This is a genomic window from Streptomyces longisporus, assembly GCF_039532765.1.
Classification (GTDB): Bacteria; Actinomycetota; Actinomycetes; order Streptomycetales; family Streptomycetaceae; genus Streptomyces; species Streptomyces longisporus.
In genome coordinates this window covers 210,174-226,827 of record NZ_BAAASG010000011.1, presented here as the reverse complement: position 1 = coordinate 226,827, position 16,654 = coordinate 210,174, and the positions used below count along the sequence as shown (strand labels likewise).

15 protein-coding genes are annotated in these 16,654 nt (G+C 70.8%); 4 read left to right on the top strand and 11 right to left on the bottom strand.

The window, feature by feature from the left end:
- Positions 1-2: 2 nt before the first annotated feature.
- Entirely contained in the window at positions 3-1,349 is a 1,347-nt protein-coding gene (locus ABD355_RS23460; protein ID WP_344402532.1) for an acyltransferase, read from the bottom strand.
- Between the two features lie 188 nt (positions 1,350-1,537).
- On the opposite strand from ABD355_RS23460, the gene ABD355_RS23455 reads away from it, so the two are divergent.
- On the top strand, positions 1,538-2,467 hold the full coding sequence (locus ABD355_RS23455; protein WP_344402531.1) for a LysR family transcriptional regulator: 930 nt from the start codon (positions 1,538-1,540) through the stop codon (positions 2,465-2,467).
- Between the two features lie 72 nt (positions 2,468-2,539).
- Here ABD355_RS23455 and ABD355_RS23450 read toward each other — a convergent pair whose 3' ends face one another.
- Positions 2,540-3,598: a hypothetical protein gene (locus ABD355_RS23450; protein WP_344402530.1), complete on the bottom strand. Its 1,059-nt coding sequence runs from the start codon at positions 3,596-3,598 to the stop codon at positions 2,540-2,542.
- A gap of 213 nt (positions 3,599-3,811) precedes the next feature.
- Positions 3,812-6,388, bottom strand: a complete 2,577-nt coding sequence (pepN, locus tag ABD355_RS23445) for an aminopeptidase N (RefSeq protein WP_344402529.1) — start codon at positions 6,386-6,388, stop codon at positions 3,812-3,814.
- A gap of 138 nt (positions 6,389-6,526) precedes the next feature.
- Here pepN and ABD355_RS23440 point away from each other — a divergent pair, with 138 nt between their 5' ends.
- Positions 6,527-7,192 (top strand): mycothiol-dependent nitroreductase Rv2466c family protein, encoded by a 666-nt coding sequence (locus tag ABD355_RS23440; RefSeq protein ID WP_344402528.1) that lies wholly within the window; start codon positions 6,527-6,529, stop codon positions 7,190-7,192.
- A gap of 3 nt (positions 7,193-7,195) precedes the next feature.
- On the opposite strand, the gene ABD355_RS23435 is transcribed toward ABD355_RS23440, so the two are convergent.
- The 5 genes from ABD355_RS23435 to ABD355_RS23415 all read right to left on the bottom strand — a co-directional run bounded on the left by ABD355_RS23435 (position 7,196) and on the right by ABD355_RS23415 (position 11,240).
- A complete protein-coding gene (locus ABD355_RS23435) occupies positions 7,196-7,423 on the bottom strand; it encodes a hypothetical protein (RefSeq protein WP_344402527.1) in 228 nt (75 codons plus the stop codon).
- Positions 7,424-7,506: 83 nt separating this feature from the next.
- Entirely contained in the window at positions 7,507-8,931 is a 1,425-nt protein-coding gene (locus ABD355_RS23430) for an FGGY family carbohydrate kinase (protein WP_344402526.1), read from the bottom strand.
- Between the two features lie 125 nt (positions 8,932-9,056).
- Positions 9,057-10,079 carry a 2-hydroxyacid dehydrogenase gene (locus tag ABD355_RS23425; protein ID WP_344402525.1) on the bottom strand — a complete coding sequence of 341 codons (1,023 nt, stop codon included), beginning with the start codon at positions 10,077-10,079 and terminating at the stop codon, positions 9,057-9,059.
- Between the two features lie 182 nt (positions 10,080-10,261).
- Positions 10,262-11,095, bottom strand: a complete 834-nt coding sequence (locus ABD355_RS23420) for a DeoR/GlpR family DNA-binding transcription regulator (RefSeq protein ID WP_344402524.1) — start codon at positions 11,093-11,095, stop codon at positions 10,262-10,264.
- Between the two features lie 10 nt (positions 11,096-11,105).
- Positions 11,106-11,240 carry a hypothetical protein gene (locus tag ABD355_RS23415; protein ID WP_344402523.1) on the bottom strand — a complete coding sequence of 45 codons (135 nt, stop codon included), beginning with the start codon at positions 11,238-11,240 and terminating at the stop codon, positions 11,106-11,108.
- A 106-nt stretch (positions 11,241-11,346) separates the two neighbouring features.
- On the opposite strand from ABD355_RS23415, the gene ABD355_RS23410 reads away from it, so the two are divergent.
- Complete coding sequence (locus ABD355_RS23410; RefSeq protein WP_344402522.1) at positions 11,347-12,786, top strand: FGGY-family carbohydrate kinase; 1,440 nt, start codon at positions 11,347-11,349, stop codon at positions 12,784-12,786.
- Positions 12,783-13,403 (top strand): histidine phosphatase family protein, encoded by a 621-nt coding sequence (locus ABD355_RS23405; RefSeq protein WP_344402520.1) that lies wholly within the window; start codon positions 12,783-12,785, stop codon positions 13,401-13,403. Before ABD355_RS23410 ends, ABD355_RS23405 begins: the two co-directional genes overlap by 4 nt.
- A gap of 111 nt (positions 13,404-13,514) precedes the next feature.
- On the opposite strand, the gene ABD355_RS23400 is transcribed toward ABD355_RS23405, so the two are convergent.
- The 3 genes from ABD355_RS23400 to ABD355_RS23390 form a co-directional block, all read right to left on the bottom strand.
- Complete coding sequence (locus tag ABD355_RS23400) at positions 13,515-14,156, bottom strand: superoxide dismutase (RefSeq protein ID WP_344402518.1); 642 nt, start codon at positions 14,154-14,156, stop codon at positions 13,515-13,517.
- Between the two features lie 103 nt (positions 14,157-14,259).
- Positions 14,260-15,642: an amino acid permease gene (locus ABD355_RS23395; RefSeq protein ID WP_344402517.1), complete on the bottom strand. Its 1,383-nt coding sequence runs from the start codon at positions 15,640-15,642 to the stop codon at positions 14,260-14,262.
- Between the two features lie 113 nt (positions 15,643-15,755).
- Positions 15,756-16,652: a TauD/TfdA dioxygenase family protein gene (locus tag ABD355_RS23390; RefSeq protein WP_344402516.1), complete on the bottom strand. Its 897-nt coding sequence runs from the start codon at positions 16,650-16,652 to the stop codon at positions 15,756-15,758.
- Between the last annotated feature and the right edge of the window lie 2 nt (positions 16,653-16,654).

The window sequence follows — 16,654 nt, the reverse complement described above, 5'->3', positions numbered from 1 at the left end:
CCTCACTTCTTCTTGAAGGCCTTGTACTGCCGCCCGCCGAGCAGCAGTTCATGGGTCTCGACAAGGTTGTCGGGCCGCTCGCCGCCGGCCGGCAGGTTGCGGACGTCGGTGATCAGGACGCCGCCCTGGAGCAGGGTGCGCTCCAGCTCGGCGAGCGGGACGACCGGGGTGTCCGGGGCGTGTTCCGAGACCGTGAGGTCGTATCCGATCCGCTTGTTGTAGTGGAAGGTGCCGGCCGTCTCGAAGGGCAGTTCGGTGGTGGTGAGGTCCGAACGGACCCTGATCCGCAGGGCCTTGTGGTCACCCGCCCACTGCAGGACATGGGGGGTGAGGTCCGGGGAGTGCGTGGCGATGTCGAGGCGGCCCTGGGCGAGCAGGGGTACGAGCCGCAGCGAGTCCGGCTTGAGGAGCAGGGCCCGCGAGCGCGGATGTGTCACCTCCCGTACCAGGTCCGCGAGTTCGGACAGGTCCGTACCGGCGTCGAGCAGGGCGCCGCGCTCCTCGCCGTGGACGCGCAGCCAGTCCTCGTCGACCCGGCCCCAGTCGGAGATCCGCAGGACCTCCTCCACCGTCAGGTCGTACCGGCCGAACAGGAAGGCCTTGAACGGCTGGTACTGCAGGATGCGGCCGTGGTCGCCGACGATGGAGTAGTCGCCCACCCAGCCGTTGATGAAGGACCGGGTGCCGACGACGCTCGCCAGGCCCAGGTAGTCGGCGTTCCAGCCCACCATGGCGTCGCGGCCCACCCAGGCGTAGTCGCGCAGCACGACACCGGGCTGGTGCGTCATGGAGACGGTGCGCGCGCCGATCGAAGGGCGCCCGTACGCGCTGTGGTCCTGGCGCAGGAGCAGGCTTCCGGGGGACAGCCAGGCGCCGTCCCCGATGGTGATGTCGCCGCCGGCGTTGATCCCGCTGCCCTTGCCGAACCGCACGTACCGGCCGATGTCGATGCGGGGGATCTGTGCCGCCGGCAGCGCGTACTGGTGGTCGGCGTGCGGGGCGCTGAAGTAGGCGCCGCCCTCGAAGTGGGTGGGGAGGATCCAGTGCTGTCCCGCACCCTCCCGGACCAGGAGCGGGTCGCCCGAGGTGTCAACGGAGAAATGGTTTTCCGGAAGGCCGAGTTCCGCTGCGAGTTCCCGCAGGGAATTGGCCACCAGTCGGCCGAATTCTATCTGCTGCTGCTCGTTTCCGATGGCGGCCGACTGTTTGCGCAGTTCCTTGAGGACCTGGGCGTACCGAACAATGGGGTACGGCTTCGGGTTGGAGGCTTCCGCCAGCTTTTCGAGAAGGTTTACCGTGCTGACCCGCTCTATCGTCGTGTGTACGTCGAAGTATGCGGACTTGTTCACGTGGTCCCCCTGAAAACGTGTTGGACGGTTGGCAAAAGCCTAGGTGGGAGGCGTCGGGAGGACCAACGAGAGTTGTTTATTGCTTCAATAATTGAAGCTTATCGGCAACTCCGTGTAACTGGAAAAGATTCGTTAACAAACAGTCAAGGAGTGAATCTGTGCGACATGCCTGGGTAGGGCGCCTGGTCATGTTCCGAAACCTTGATGTAGGTCAGCTGCGTACCCTCGTTACCATTCTGGAAACGGGAGGTTTCCGGCGTGCGGCCGAACGGCTTTCCCTCACGCAACCCGCCGTGAGCCAGCACATACGACGCCTCGAATCCCTTCTCGACGGCCCCGTCTTCACCAGTACCGGGCGCCGGCTCAGGCTCAGTCCGCAGGCCGAGGAACTCGCCGGATACGCCCGCCGGATGGTCGCCCTCAACGACGAGGCGGTCGCCCGGGTCAGCGCCGTGCCGCGCCGCGAAGTGGTGCTCTCGGTCGGTGTCTCCCAGCAGTTCGAGCCCGCCATGCCCGAGCTGCTGTCGGGGCTGACCCGATTACTGCCCGAGGCCCGAATAGCCCTGCGCACGGGCCTGAGCGCACCGCTCACCGCCCGGGTCGCGGACGGCGAACTGGACCTCGCCCTGATCTCCGCCCCGCCCCGCGGCAGCCGGGACCGGTTCCTGGGCCGCATACAACTCGCCTGGTTCGGCCGCCACTTGGCGGACGCGGACGGGGGTGCCCCGCTCCCGCTGGTGCTGTGCGCCGAGCCCTGCAACCTCCGGGTCCATGTCCTCAACTCCGTCACCCTCGGCCGGCTCCCCTGGCGGAGCGTCTACGAGGGCCCGGACCTGCCCGGTGTACGGGCCGCGATCCGCGCCGGGCTCGGCAACACCTGCCTGCCGGCCAACGCCGACGAGCTGTGGGGGCTGCGCAAGGCCCCGGCGGAGTGCTTCCCGCCGGTCGACCCCGTCCCCGTGTCGCTGGTGGTGGCACCCGGCACCAAGGAGGGGGTCATCGAGGCCGCGCACCTCGCGGCCCGCGACGCCCTGAGCTGCTTCCCCTACCTGGACGAGGGCACCCTCGACGCCCCGTACGACCTCGCCCCCGAGCAGCCGCAGCCGCTGGCCTCCTGACCACACACGAGGAGGGGCCACCGGCACCCGGCGGCCCCTCCTCTCCCCTCCTGGTCCCGCCCCGGTCCGTCACTACCGCGGCAGCACCACGACATACGCGGCGGGCTCCCGGTCGCCGGAGGCCATCAGGGCCGTGCGGACGACCGCCGCCTGCTGCTCCATCGAGTCGCGGAGCTTCTTGGGGGTGATGTGGACGACCGTGATGCCCAGGCGCTCCAAGTGCTCCCGCTTTCGGGCGTACTCGGACCACAGGGCGTCGTCGTCCTGCCGAAGGCCTTGCCGCGGCGCCCGGGTGTCCAGCTCCACGGCCACCGCCTGCTCCGGCCAGTACGCGTCGAGGCCGCCGAGATGGGGGCCGCCCGGCAGACGGAGGTCCACGTTCCAGACGGGGTCGGGCAGGCCGTAGTCGTGGACCATCCGGTACAGCCGGTCCTCCGCGATGGCGCGGCCCTCGGCCAGCAGGGAGTCCACCGCGTCCACCACGTGCGGGCGGCTGAGCAGCTTGGCCTGGTTCAGCGCCCGTACCACCGAGGCCGGTTCGCAGTGCCCGGCGCGCACCGCCTCGGTCAGCAGCCGGCGTACCGCGCCCGCGTCCGCGAGTTCCGACACCGCATCGGCCAGCGCGCGCGGCACCGGCGCGACCGGAACTCCCGTCACCTGTTGGGGAGTCGGCAGCGTGTGCGTGCGGACGACCCGCGCGCAGCCCGCCGAGCGCAGCCGGCGCAGCCGGGGCACCAGGACGTCGATCTTCTCCAGCGACAGCAGCGGCGGCGCGGACGTGAAGCCGTGCAGCGTCAGGGCCGCCAGGCCCGTGATCATCGCCTCCGCGTAGACCGGCCGGTGCGGGCTCTCCGCGCCCGGCTGCGTCGGCACTCCGGGGGCCGACTCGCGCGTCGCGTACATCAGGACCGCGTGCAGCCGCTCCTCGCTGGTCGGCGGGCCCGGGTGGAGCAGGAAGACGCCCGGGAGGAGCTGCTGCCAGGGGCCGCCGGTGCGGCACTGCTCGGTCATCTCCGCGGACGAGACGCCATGCGCCCGGAGCTGAGCCGTCGTCAGCACACGGCGGTGCACCTCGGCGAGGTGGCGCAGGGGGCGGGGGGAGGCCGGGGGGAGAGGGGTGTTGTGGTTCATGCCGGGGGGTTTCCCGCGCTCGAACCCCCCTCTAACCGCTGTTACACGCTCGTCGACAAAAACGGACAAGGTGGCACTAAAGGACGCTTGTTCGGATGCCGATAGGGCAGGCAAAACCCCTGGTCCGTTCGGGTCGGACCAGGGGTTACGGGTGTTATTGACCGGATTCCGTAACGGTCACGGGCGGATCAACCGTTGGCCAAAGCTCGCGGCCTAGGCGCCCGCGGCCTGGGCCCGCAGCGCCCGCGCCAGATCGTCGCGCGCCTCAAGGACCAGCCTGCGCAGCGCCGGCGCCGCGTCCTCGTGGGCCGCGAGCCACGCGTCCGCCGCGTCCAGCGTCGCCTGCGCGCCCTGCTCCGTCGGACAGGACGGGAAGAGCCCCCGGACCACGTCCATGCCGATCTGGATCGACCGCTCCCGCCACACCCGCTCGATCGCCGCGAAGTACTTCGAGGCGTACGGCGCGATCAGCTCCCGCTGCGAAGGCTGCGCGAAGCCCGCGATCGTCGCTTCCACCAGCGCGTTGGACAGTGCGTCCGACTCCACCACCTGCGCCCAGGCCTGCGCCTTCACCGCTTCGGAGGGCCGGGCGGCCAGACAGCGGACCTGGTGCCGCTTGCCGGACGCCGTGTCGTCACGGGCCAGCTCGGCCGCCAGCACCGTCTCGTCCGCGGCCCCGTGCGCGGCCAGCGGCTCCAGGAACGCCCAGCGCAGCTCCTGGTCCACCTCCAGCCCGTCGACCTTCTCCGTACCGTCCAACAGGCCGCGCAGCAGCGCCAGTTCGTCCGGCCCCGCCGCCACCGTGGCGAGGAAGCGGGCCCAGGCCAGCTGCTGCTCGCTGCCCGGCTCGGCCGCCCGCAGATCCCGCAGGGCGACCTCGGCCAGCAGCCGCTCGCCGGTCGGCCGCCAGGCCGGCGGCGCATAGTTGACCAGCGCCGAGTGCGCCCAGGCATGCAGCATCTGCAGCACGCCGATGTCGGACTCGCGGTGCGCGAACCGCGTCACCAGGTCCACGAAGTCGGCGGCGGGCAGCAGCGCGTCCCGGGTCAGGTTCCACAGGGCCGACCAGCACAGGGCGCGGGCCAGCGGGTCGGTGATCGCCCCGAGGTGCTCGCGCAGGGTGGCCAGCGAGGTGTCGTCGAAGCGGATCTTGCAGTACGTGAGGTCGTCGTCGTTGACGAGCACCAGCTCGGGAGCCTCCGCGCCCACCGGCTCCGCCACGACCGTACGCGGACCGTCGACGTCCACCTCGACCCGGGCGTAACGCTCCAGGGCGCCCTCGCCGGTGCGCCGGTACAGGCCCACCGCCACCCGGTGCGGCCGCAGCTCGGGGTGCGACTCGGCCGCCTCCTGCAGCACGGCCAGCTCGTCCACCCGCCCCTCGGCGTCCAACAGCACCTGCGGGGTGAGGGAGTTGACCCCGGCCGTCTGCAGCCACTTCCGCGCCCAGCTCGCCATGTCCCGGCCGCTGGTCTCCTCCAGCACCGACAGCAGATCGCCGAGGCGTGTGTTGCCGTACGCGTTCCGCTTGAAGTAGCGGCGCGCGCCCTCCAGGAACGCGTCCTGCCCGACGTACGCCACCAACTGCTTGAGGACCGACGCGCCCTTGGCGTACGTGATGCCGTCGAAGTTGAGCTTCGCGTCCTGCAGGTCGCGGATGTCGGCGGTGATCGGGTGGGTGGAGGGCAGCTGGTCGGCGCGGTACGCCCAGGCCTTGCGGCGGTTGGCGAAGGTGATCCAGGCGTCGGTGAAGCGGGTCGCGCCGACGTTCGCGAAGGTGCCCATGAAGTCCGCGAAGGACTCCTTCAGCCACAGGTCGTCCCACCACACCATGGTGACCAGGTCGCCGAACCACATGTGCGCCATCTCGTGCAGGATGACGTTGGCCCGGCTCTCGTACGAGGCCCGGGTGACCTTGCCCCGGAAGATGAACTCCTCGCGGAAGGTGACAAGACCCGGGTTCTCCATCGCGCCCAGGTTGTACTCGGGGACGAGCGCCTGGTCGTACTTCCCGAAGGGGTACGGGTAGTCGAAGTGGTCGTGGAAGAAGTCCAGGCCCTGCTTGGTGACGAGGAAGACGTCGTCCGAGTCGAAGTAGGGCGCCAGCCCCTTGCGGCACAGGGCGCCGAGGGGGATCTCCAGGCGCGTACCGTCCTCGAAGGTCCGCTCGTAGGAGTCCGTGACGTAGTGGTACGGGCCCGCCACCACGCACGTGATGTACGTCGAGATCGGCTTGGTCTCCGCGAACCTCCACACCCCGTCCGCCCGCTCGCCGGCCCCGTTGCTCCAGACCGTCCACCCCTCCGGTGCCCGCACCTCGAAGCGGAAGGGGGCCTTGAGGTCCGGCTGCTCGAAGCCCGCGAAGACCCGGCGGGAGTCGGCCGGCTCGTACTGGGTGTACAGATACACCTCGCCGTCCTCCGGGTCGACGAAGCGGTGCAGGCCCTCGCCGGTGCGGGAGTAGGCGCACTGCGCGTCGACGACCAGCTCGTTCTCGGCGGCGAGGTCCTCCAGGAGGATCCGGGAGCCGTCGAAGACCTGACCGGGGTCGAGGTCCCTCCCGTTGAGTGAGACGGAGGTCACACTCGGCGCGATCAGGTCGGCGAAGGTGGCGGCGCCGGGCTCGTTGCTGCGGAAGCGGATCGTCGTGACGGACCGGAAGGTGCGCGGACCGTCCCCGGCTTTTTCCCCCACCGCCGTACGCAGGTCGAGGGACACGTCGTACCCGTCGACGGACAGCAGGGCGGCCCGCTCCCGGGCCTCGTCGCGGGTCAGGTTCTCACCGGGCACGGGCAGCGCTCCCTCGGCTGGTGTTCGGTATGTGGACAGGGCTGATCCTGCCATGGGGCACGGGCACCGGGCACTCGGGAATGGGGACGGGGAGGGCTGTTGTTGCGGGTTGAAACGCACGCTTTTCCTAGGAGAGCCATGTCCGAGACCGCGAGCAGCTCCGCCGCGAAGACGCCCGTCGACTTCTGGTTCGACCCGCTGTGCCCCTGGGCCTGGATGACCTCCCGGTGGGTGCTGGAGGTGGAGAAGGTCCGGAACATCGAGGTCCGCTGGCACATCATGAGCCTCGCGGTGCTCAACGAGCCCAAGATCGACGAGCTGCCCGAGGAGTACCGCGAGCTGCTGGAGACCAAGGCCTGGCAGCCGGTCCGGGTGGTCACCGCGGCCTGGCAGAAGCACGGCTCCGACATCCTCGGCCCGCTGTACACCGCGCTCGGCACCCGTATCCACAACGAGGGCCAGGGCCCGACGCGCGAGGCCGTCGAAGGCGCCCTGGCGGACGTCGGCCTGCCCGCCGACCTGATCGAGTACTTCGACCAGAAGGACTTCGAGTTCGACGCCGAGCTGCGCGCCTCCCACAAGGAGGGCATCGACAAGGTCGGTCAGGACGTCGGCACCCCCGTCATCGCGGTCCCCGGCCCCGACGGCGAGCAGATCGCCTTCTTCGGCCCGGTCGTCACCCCGGCCCCCAAGGGCGAGGAAGCCGCCCGCCTCTGGGACGGCACGCTCGCGGTCGCCTCGGTCCCGGGCTTCTACGAGATCAAGCGGACGCGGACGAAGGGCCCGGACTTCAGCAACCTGTAGGGATCAGACAGGGTCGGCTTCCGGATTCTTGAGCTCCTCCGGGAGCCGGCCTCCCTCGCTCTGCTTGCTCCAGCGCTGGTACCACCGGCAGCCCGGGGCGGTACAGCGCCACAGGTCGGTCAGCCGGCGGTGCTCCGGCGCGACGGTCGGCCTTTCCTTCTCGTTGAGCGGCCTGAACACCTGGGTGCCGCTGCCCCCGCAGGTCGGGCAGTGCTTGTCCTTGAAGAACATCAGCGCCTCCTCGCCATACCGGTAGTACAGCGCGTACGCGGCGAACGCGCCCCCGGAATCCTCGGGTCCCGGTGGTGCGTCGTTCAGGCCCGCGCCCTTCCCCGCGCCTGCGCGAGCCGGTCGAGATGGTCCTCGTACGCCTTCGCGTAGTACGCCGCCCGGGCCGCGTCCGGCTCCACGACCGCCGTCGGCTCGGTCCACGCCGTCGCGTCCAGTGCGACGCCGTACCGCTCGGCCGCCGCCAACACCGCGCCGCGCGCGCCCACTTCACCCTCGACGACCCGCAACGGCCGCCCCAGCACATCGGCGAGCAGCCGCATCCAGGCGGGGCTGCGCGTCCCTCCGCCGCAGACGGCCAGCGAGCCCGTCAGGCCTGCCGCCTCCAGACAGTGGCGGGCGGCGTACCCGATGCCCTCGCAGGTGGCGCGGATCAGGTCACCCTTCGTCGACTCCAGCGACACACCGGTGAGTTCGGCACGCAGACGCGGCTCGACGAAGGGCGCGCGCTCGCCGGACGGGGCGAAGTACGGCAGGACGCGGACGCCGTTCGCGCCCGGCGGGGTCCCGGCGAGCAGACCGTCGACCTCCTCGTGGTGCACGCCTGTCGTCGACAGCACCCAGTCCAGGGCGGCCGTGCCGACCATCGCGGGCATGGCGCGCAGCCAGTGACCGGGACGGTCGGTGGAGATGTACAGGCCGGCCGGCTCGCCGGTCAGGTCGAGATCGGTCGTGGCGACCAGACTGGCCAGACAGGTGCCGACGATGAGCAGACCGTCCCCGGGGGCCGTGACACCCGCACCGAGCGCACACGACGGGAGGTCGTACGGGCCGTTGGCCAGCCGCGTGCCGGCCGGCAGGCCCTCGCCGCGCGCCTCGGCCGTCGCGATCGGATCCCCGACGGGAGCGAGCAGCCCACGGCGGTGGGTCAGCCCCAGCAGCTCCACCACCCGGTTGTCGTACGTCCGTGTGCGTGGATCGAGGAACGGCATCGACGCGTCCGACACATCCGTCGTCACCGGCGCCCCCGTCAGCCGCCGGAACACCATGTCCTTGCAGTACAGGGCAGTGGCCGCCGCGTCGAGGGACTTCGGCTCGTACCGGTCGAGCCAGGCCAGCAGCGGCCCCGGACACCCGGGGAACATGGCACTTCCCGTCCGCCGGAACACCGTCTCGAAGGTCCCGTCCGCGAGCCACTGATCGAGCAACTCATGCGCCCGCCCGTCCATCCAGGAGGCAGCGGCCCGAACCGGCCGCCCGTCCTTGTCGACCAGCCAGACGCCATCGCCCTGACCGGTGAGGCCCGCCAACTCGATCGGCTCCGGCACCTTCGCGGTCAGCTCCTGAAGCACGGCGACGACGGCCCCATACACCTCCTCCATGTCCTGCTCGACGACCCCACCGTGCAGCGCCAGCCCCACCGGCCGCGCTTCAACGGCAAGTTCACGCCCCGCACCGTCGAACGCGGCGGCCTTCACCATGGACGTACCGACGTCGATCCCGACGTACACAGCGGCTCTCCCTTACGGTCCGGTAGCGCCCCGAAGGGGCGCGGGGCTGTGTCGATAAGCGGCTCCGCCGCGGGGCGCGATCAACCACAACGCCGCGGCAGACAAACGACGGCCTTTCGAGGCACTCACGTCAAGGCGTGCGCGAGGGGCTCACCCCTCGCCCACCGCCCCACCTCAGCGGCAGCGATCCCAGCAGCCTTCGAAGCCACCGCCCGCGAAGCCCCGCCCAGATGCGGCGTCATCACCACCCGCTCCCGCAGCCCGAACAACCGCGACCCCTGCGGCACGGGCTCCGTCGCATATGTGTCGAGGGCGGCAGCCGACAGCCGCCCACTCTCCAGCGCGTCACACAACGCGTCCTCGTCCAACAGCGGACCCCGGGCCACGTTCACGACCACCGCCCCCTTTGGCAGCAAGGCCAGTTCACCCGCACCGATCAGACCCCGAGTCTCGTCGGTGAGCCGCGCATGCAGAGTGATCACCCGGGACCGCCGCAGAAGTTCGTCCAGCGAGAACACCCGCAGCCCATGGATCTCACCCCGCACATACGGGTCGTAGACCATCACCTGCGCCCCGAACGCACACAGTGCCCGAGCGACCCGGCTGCCCACAGCCCCGTAACCGACGAGCCCGACCGGCAGGTCCTCCAGCTCCAGTCCGCTGTGTTCGTACGTGTAGTACGTCGCCCCCTGCCAACTGCCTTCCCCGGCAAGGAGGTTGTGGGCCTGCGGGATGCGCCGCAGGGCCGCCAGCATTAGGCCTACGGTGAACTCGGCGGTGGCGGCGGCGTTGCGCCCCGGGGCGAAGCAGACGCGGACGTCGTGCCGCTTGGCCGCATCCAGGTTGACGTTGACCGGGCCGCCCCGGCACACGACCACCAGCCGCAGGTCCGGGCAGGCGTCCAGGACGCGCTCCGTCACCGGTCCCATCTGGGTGACCAGCACCTGGGCCCCCGCGAGCGCGTCGATCAGCTCGTCCTCGGCGTCGCTGGCCTCCGACACCTCGGCCACCGGGCCGAAGGGGTCCAGTGGCCAGCCGAGGGTCAACTCACGTACTTCACAGGCGAGTTCCTGGCACAGCGCCGCCGTGATGAGTGACGGCAGGATGAAGTGGTCGCCGGCGGCGACGACACGGACGGGTTCACTCATCGCAGGGAGTCTCCTGTCTCGGCGTCGAAGACATGGGTGCGGTCGGGATCAGCGGGTGACACGGACCCCTCCTGGTGGATGAGGCGCACCTCGGGGTCGGTGAGGACGACGAGGGCGAGGGTGGCAGAGGGCCTCCTCCTGGTCGTACGTGACCAGGACGGGACCGGTAGGTCCTGCGCAGATCACGTGGCTCCGGCTCGGTCATCGCCGCCCCTCGTCGCGCAGACCTGATAGGTGACCTTGTGCTCGTCCAGGTCCCGCAGAGCCTCCGCCGACGCCCCGTCGTCGACGAAAAGCAGGTCGAAGCGGGAGAGCGGGACGACCCGGTGCAGGGCGGTCCGGGCGAGCTTGGTGTGGTCGATCAGCAGGACGTTGCGGGCGGCCGAGTCCAGCATCGCCCGCTTCACCGACACGATGTGCTGCTCCTGGTGGTACGCGTAACCACCGTGCACGGCGGACGTGGACGCGAAGCACACGTCCACCCGGAGCGACTGCACCGCCTCCACGCAGGACACCCCGAGGAACGACGAGTGCAGCGGGTCGTAGTCGCCGCCGAGGGCCATCAGATGGATGCCCCGCTGGTCGGCGAGGAGGTTGATCGCCTCCAGGAAGTTGGTGACGACGGTCAGCGGGGTGATCTCGCCGAGGCGCAGCCTGCGGGCCATCTCCAGGGTGGAGGTGGAGTCGTCCAGCATGATCGCCATGCCGGGCTCTATGGACCTCAGCGCCTGCTCGGCGACGGCGGCCTTCTCCGCCCGCATGGCCTTCAGGCGGTACTGCACGTTCGACTCGAACACACCCGACGGCTGGGCGGTCACCCCGCCCCTGAACTTCCTGACGAGGCCCTGCCGTTCGAGCTCGTCGAGGTCCCGGTGGATGGTCATCAGGCTCACCCCGAACCGCTCGGCGAGCTCGGCCGCGGTCGCCGAACCGTCGGCCAGGACCTGTTCGGCCATGGCGGCCTGCCGGGCCGCGGGCCCCTGCAGGTGTGCGCTGCCGCTGCTGTTGCTGCTCATCGTGTCCCGATCAGTCGTCCTTGGCCCTGGGGCCCGTCGCCTCGAACAGCAGCAGGTTCTCAGGCCGGACCGTCGGCCGTACCGGATCGTCGGACCGCAGCCCGGCCGTGTCGGCCCGTGCCTGTCCATCCGTGACCTCCGCCAACAGAGGGTGTAACGGCGGAAGAGGGCCGTCAATCCCTCGCGCAGGCGAAAATCTCAGTGCACAGTGAGAAGTTCACATCCCGGGTCGCGATCCGTGGGAGGTACGGATGGGATACGAGGGCGAGGCGTGGCTGGGGATCGACCTGGGCACGCAGAGCGTCCGTGTACTGCTCGTCGCCGCCGACGGCACGGTCCTCGGCGCCGGTTCGGCCCCCCTCGCGGGGGTGCGTGACGGGGTGCGGCACGAGCAGGATCCGGGGGAGTGGTGGACGGCGGTGTGCACGGCGGCCCGCCTCGCCCTCCGGGAACGGCCCTCCCGTATCGGCGGGCTCGCGGTGTGCGGGACGTCCGGGACCGTGCTGCTGACGGATGCCGCGGGGCGGCCGGTGAGCCCTGCGCTGATGTACGACGACGGGCGGGCCTGGGCGGAGGCGGAGCGGCTGCGGGGGGCGGGACTCACGGTGCAGAACACCTGGGGGCTGCCGAAGGCACTGTGGCTCCTGCGCACCCATGGGCCGGGGCGCATCACCCACCAGCCCGACCTCGTGGCGGCCCGGCTCGTCGGCCGTCCGGTCCCCACCGACTCCAGCCACGCCCTCAAGACGGCCTACGACGTGGAGGGCGACGCCTGGCCGGACATCCCCGGCGCGCCCGAACTGCCCGAGGTCGTACGGCCCGGCACCCCGCTCGGCGAGGTCTGCCAGGACGCCGCGGAGGCCACCGGCATCCCCGCCGGCACCCCGGTGATCGCCGGGATGACCGACGGCTGCGCGGCGCAGATCGCGTCCGGGGCGCTGCGGCCGGGTTCCTGGAACTCGGTGCTCGGTACGACGCTCGTCCTCAAGGGGGCCTCTTCCGCCCCCGTCCGCGATGCGACGGGCGTGGTCTACAACCACCGTGCACCGGACGGGAGTTGGCTGCCCGGCGGAGCGTCGAGCGTGGGGGCGGGGGTGCTGACCGCCGCCTTCGCGGGCGCGGACCCGGGGGTCATGGACGAACGGGCGGCCGCTTACGAACCCTCGGGTGCGGTGGCGTACCCGCTCGTGTCGCCCGGCGAGCGGTTCCCGTTCCTGGCGCCGCACGCCTCCGCCCTGGTCCTGGGCGAACCCGAGGGGGAGGCCGACCTGTGGGCCGCACTGCTCCAGGGCGTCGCCTTCACCGAACGGCTCTGCCTGGACTACCTGCACCACCTGGGCGCCCCGATGGACGGCCCGCTCACCTTCACCGGCGGCGGCGCCCGCAGCCCGTACTGGAACCAGCTCCGCGCCGACATCCTCGGCCGCCCCGCCCGCGTACCGGAACAGACCGAACCGGCCCTCGGCATGGCCGCCCTGGCCGCCCACGGAACGGGCGCGGGCCCCCTGACGGACGTCGCCGACCGCATGGTCCGCCTCCACACCGTCCTCGACCCCCGCCCCGACCGCACGGCCCTGTTCGCCGAGCCGTACGCCCGCCTGGTCGACGAACTGGCGACCCGTGGCTGGCTGCCCCCACCGGTGGCGGCACACGCACACCAGCGCCTCAACCGGAATACTGCGGGCTCATGACCACGACCCTCCTGCTGGCCCGTCACGGCCAGACCGTGTGGCACGCGGAGAACCGTTACGCGGGCGTGAGCGACGTCGCCCTGACCGAGACCGGCCGCGCCCAGGCCGAGGCCCTCGGGCGCTGGGCCGCCGCCCATCCCGTCGACGCGATCTGGACGTCCACCGTCTCGCGTGCGATCGCCACCGCCGAACCCGCCTGCCGTGCCCTCGGCCTCACCCCGCGCCGCGAAGCCGACCTGCGGGAATGCCACTTCGGGGTGGTGGAGGGCCGTACGCTCGCCGAGTTCGCGGCCGAGGATCCGAAGGCGGCGGAGGCCTTCCGCACCGACCCCGTGGCCCACCCCTTCCCCGGCGCCGAGGACCCAGCGGGCGCGGCGCACCGGGGCGCCGCCGCCCTGCATCGCATCGCCGCCGCCCACGACGGTGAACGCGTCCTGGTCGTCGCCCACAACACCCTGCTCCGGCTGGTCCTGTGCGACCTGCTGTCCATCCCGCTGGGCGACTACCGCCGCGTCTTCCCGCAACTGCGCAACGCGGCGGTCAGCGAACTCCGTATGAGCGGTGGCTCGGTCGGGCTGATCTCGCTGAATGTCCCGTGCGAGACGGCGGCGGTGTAGAACGGCCCACCGGAAAGCCCCCGCGAGTCACGTCCTCGCGAGGGCTTCCGTCCTTCCGCCTGCCCGCATGAACGGTGAGAAGACGATCACGAGGCAGGACGCTTCACGGGGTCAGGGCGCCAGCAGGAGTACGTCCGCACGGGACTTCGCGGCCTCGTAACGGCGTGCCACGTCCTGCCAGTTGACGACCCGCCACATCGCCTCGACGAAGTCCACCTTCTGGTTCCGGTACTGGAGGTAGAAGGCGTGCTCCCAGGCGTCGAAGACGAGGATCGGCACCGAGCCCTGCCCGACATTGCCCTGGTGGTCGTAGACCTGCTCGACGACCAGCCGACCGCTCAGCGGCTCGTACGCGAGGACGCCCCAGCCCGAGCCCTGCGTGGTGGCGGCGGCCTTCGACAGCTGCGCCCGGAAGCCGGCGAACGACCCGAAGGACTCGGCGATCGCGTCCGCGAGCTCGCCCACCCCGTCGGCCGCCAGCGGCTCACCGCCGCCGTCACCGGTCATGTTCTGCCAGTAGATCGAGTGCAGGATGTGCCCGGACAGATGGAACGCCAGGTTCTTCTCCAGACCGTTGACCGCAGCCCACGACTCCTTGTCCCGCGCCTCGGCGAGCTGCTCCAGCGTGTCGTTGGCGCCCTTCACATACGCGGCGTGGTGCTTGTCGTGGTGCAGCTCGATGATCTCGGGGCTGATCACGGGCGCGAGCGCGGAGTAGTCGTACGGCAGGTCAGGAAGCGTGTAGACGGGCATGGGGGTCCCCTCCGGAACTCTTATTGCAAGTAACTTGCAACTACACGCTAGCAACAAAAAGCCCCCGCGCGTACACGGGGGCTTCTTCGCGGGGCGGCCGTCGTCAGCGCCTCGCCCGCTGCCAGGCGTACCCCACCGCCGCCAGGACGGCCGTCATCCCGCCGGTGGAGTAGAGCTGGACCCGGGTGCCGGGCTCCCGGGCCATCAGGACGAAGATCGCCGCCATGCCGGCCAGCGCCACCCAGGTCAGCCACGGGAACGCCCACATCCGGACCACCAGCTTCTCGGGCGCCTCCCGGTTCAGCCGGGCCCGCAGCCGCAGCTGGCTGACCGCGATGAAGATCCAGACGACCAGGATCACCGCCCCGATCATGTTCAGCAGCCAGGGGAAGACGTCGTCCGGGCGCCAGTAGCTGAGGACGACGCAGACGAACCCGAAGACGCAAGAGGCGAGGACGGCGATCCTCGGGACGCCGCCCGACACCCGGCCCAGCACCTTCGGGCCCTGGCCGCGCTCGACGAGCGAGTAGGCGATCCGCGAGGAGCCGTAGATGTTGGCGTTCATGGCCGACAGCAGGGCGACCAGGACGACCACGTTCATGAGCTGTCCGGCGCCCGGGATGCCCAGGTGGTCGAGGGCGGCGACGTACGGGCCCTTGTCGACGACCTCCTTGGAGTCCCAGGGAACGAGCGTCACGATGACCGCCATCGAGCCGATGTAGAACAGCGCGATGCGCCACATCGCCGTACGGACGGCGCTCGCCACGCCCCGCACCGGGTCCTGCGACTCGGCCGCCGCGATGGTGACGGTCTCCAGGCCGCCGTACGCGAAGATCGAGGCGAGCACCCCGACGATCAGGCCCTCGCTGCCGTTGGGCAGGAACTCGGTGAGGTTCGACGTGCCCGGCGCGACCGTGCCGGGCAGGACGCCCGCGATGGCGAGGACCCCCAGCACCAGGAACAGGCTGATCGCGCCGACCTTCAGGGCCGCGAACCAGAACTCGAACTCGCCGAAGTTCTTCACCGCGGCCAGGTTCGCGACACAGAACACGACCATGAACAGGGCCACCCAGCCCCACTCGGGCGTGTGCGGCAGCCAGCCCGTCACGATCTTCGCGGCGCCGATGCCCTCCAGGCCGACCGCCGTGCAGAGCAGCACCCAGAAGGACCAGCCCGCGGTGAAGCCCGCCCAGGGCCCGATCGCCCGTTCCGCGTGCGCCGAGAACGAACCCGACGACGGATACGCGGCCGACATCTCGCCGAGCATCCGCATCACCAGCATCACGAGGAGGCCGGACAGGGTGTAGGCGACGACGATGGAGGGTCCGGCGGCGGCGATACCCGCGCCGGAACCGACGAACAGGCCGGCGCCGATGACCCCGCCGAGGGCGATCATCGACAGGTGGCGCTGCTTCAGGCCGTGGGACAGGGTGGCGTCGGCGTCCGCCTGCGGCGGAGTCTCGACCTCGGTGGTGCTGCTGGGCATGGGCGCGGCTCGTCCAGTCCATGAGATGGGCAAAAACGCCCACAGTCTGGGCGGCCTCTCCGCTCAGGAGGAGAGACCGCCCATTATCCGGACAGGCCCGGTACGTGCTGTGACTAGGCCGCTACGGAGGTGTAGTGCGAGGCGTCCCCCTCGATCGAGTAGCTCTCCTTGCCCTCGATGCCGACCGGGATGTCACCGGCCACGGTCACCCGGTGCAGGCGGCGCGGCAGGCCGTCGTAGTTGTCGACGGCGTAGTGCTGGGTGATGCGGTTGTCGAAGAGGACCAGCTGGTTCTCCGACCAGCGGTGGCGCAGGATGTTCTCCGGCCGGGTGACGTACGCCTGCAGCAGATCGAGGATCTTGCGGGACTCGCCCGGCGACAGGCCCACGATGCGCTGTGCGAACCCGCCGATGAACAGCCCGCGCTCACCGGTCAGCGGGTGCACACGGACCACCGGGTGGACCGTGCGGTACTTGATCGAGGTGAACTGGGCGCGCTGGGCGGCCTGCTGCTCGTCGAGCTCCTCCTCCGGTACGGCGTAGTCGTAGTCGTTGGTGTGCTCCGCCCACAGCGTGTCCGCCAACTGGCGGAGCGAGTCGGGGAGCTGGCGGTAGGCGGCCGCCGAGTTGGCGATCAGGGTCTCGCCGCCGTACGGCGGGATGGTGATCGAGCGCAGGGTGCTGGCCTGCGGCGGGTTCAGGACGAACGTGACGTCCGTGTGCCAGTGGTTGGCGGCCCGGCCGCGCTCGCTGTCGACGGGCAGCACGTTCGGGACGCCGTCCACGGAGGAGACCGTCGGGTGGGCGGTGGTGATGTCGCCGAGGTGGCCGACGAAGGCCTGCTGGCCCGCGTCGTCGAGGTTCACGTCGTCGAAGACGAGCGCCTTGTGGACGTTGAGGGCCTCGCGGATCGCGGCGGTCGCCTCCTCGTCGAGCGGCTTGGAGATGTCGATGCCGGAGACACGGGCGCCGATGTGGGCGGTGACCTTCTGGATTTCGATGCCTGACACGG

Coding starts and splice junctions, on each gene's coding strand:
- ABD355_RS23455 (WP_344402531.1), top strand. CDS start 1,538: ATGTTCCGAAACCTTGATGTAGGTCAGCTGCGTACCCTCGTTACCATT.
- ABD355_RS23450 (WP_344402530.1), bottom strand. CDS start 3,598: ATGAACCACAACACCCCTCTCCCCCCGGCCTCCCCCCGCCCCCTGCGC.
- ABD355_RS23440 (WP_344402528.1), top strand. CDS start 6,527: ATGTCCGAGACCGCGAGCAGCTCCGCCGCGAAGACGCCCGTCGACTTC.
- ABD355_RS23435 (WP_344402527.1), bottom strand. CDS start 7,423: ATGTTCTTCAAGGACAAGCACTGCCCGACCTGCGGGGGCAGCGGCACC.
- ABD355_RS23425 (WP_344402525.1), bottom strand. CDS start 10,079: ATGAGTGAACCCGTCCGTGTCGTCGCCGCCGGCGACCACTTCATCCTG.
- ABD355_RS23420 (WP_344402524.1), bottom strand. CDS start 11,095: ATGAGCAGCAACAGCAGCGGCAGCGCACACCTGCAGGGGCCCGCGGCC.
- ABD355_RS23410 (WP_344402522.1), top strand. CDS start 11,347: ATGGGATACGAGGGCGAGGCGTGGCTGGGGATCGACCTGGGCACGCAG.
- ABD355_RS23405 (WP_344402520.1), top strand. CDS start 12,783: ATGACCACGACCCTCCTGCTGGCCCGTCACGGCCAGACCGTGTGGCAC.
- ABD355_RS23400 (WP_344402518.1), bottom strand. CDS start 14,156: ATGCCCGTCTACACGCTTCCTGACCTGCCGTACGACTACTCCGCGCTC.
- ABD355_RS23395 (WP_344402517.1), bottom strand. CDS start 15,642: ATGCCCAGCAGCACCACCGAGGTCGAGACTCCGCCGCAGGCGGACGCC.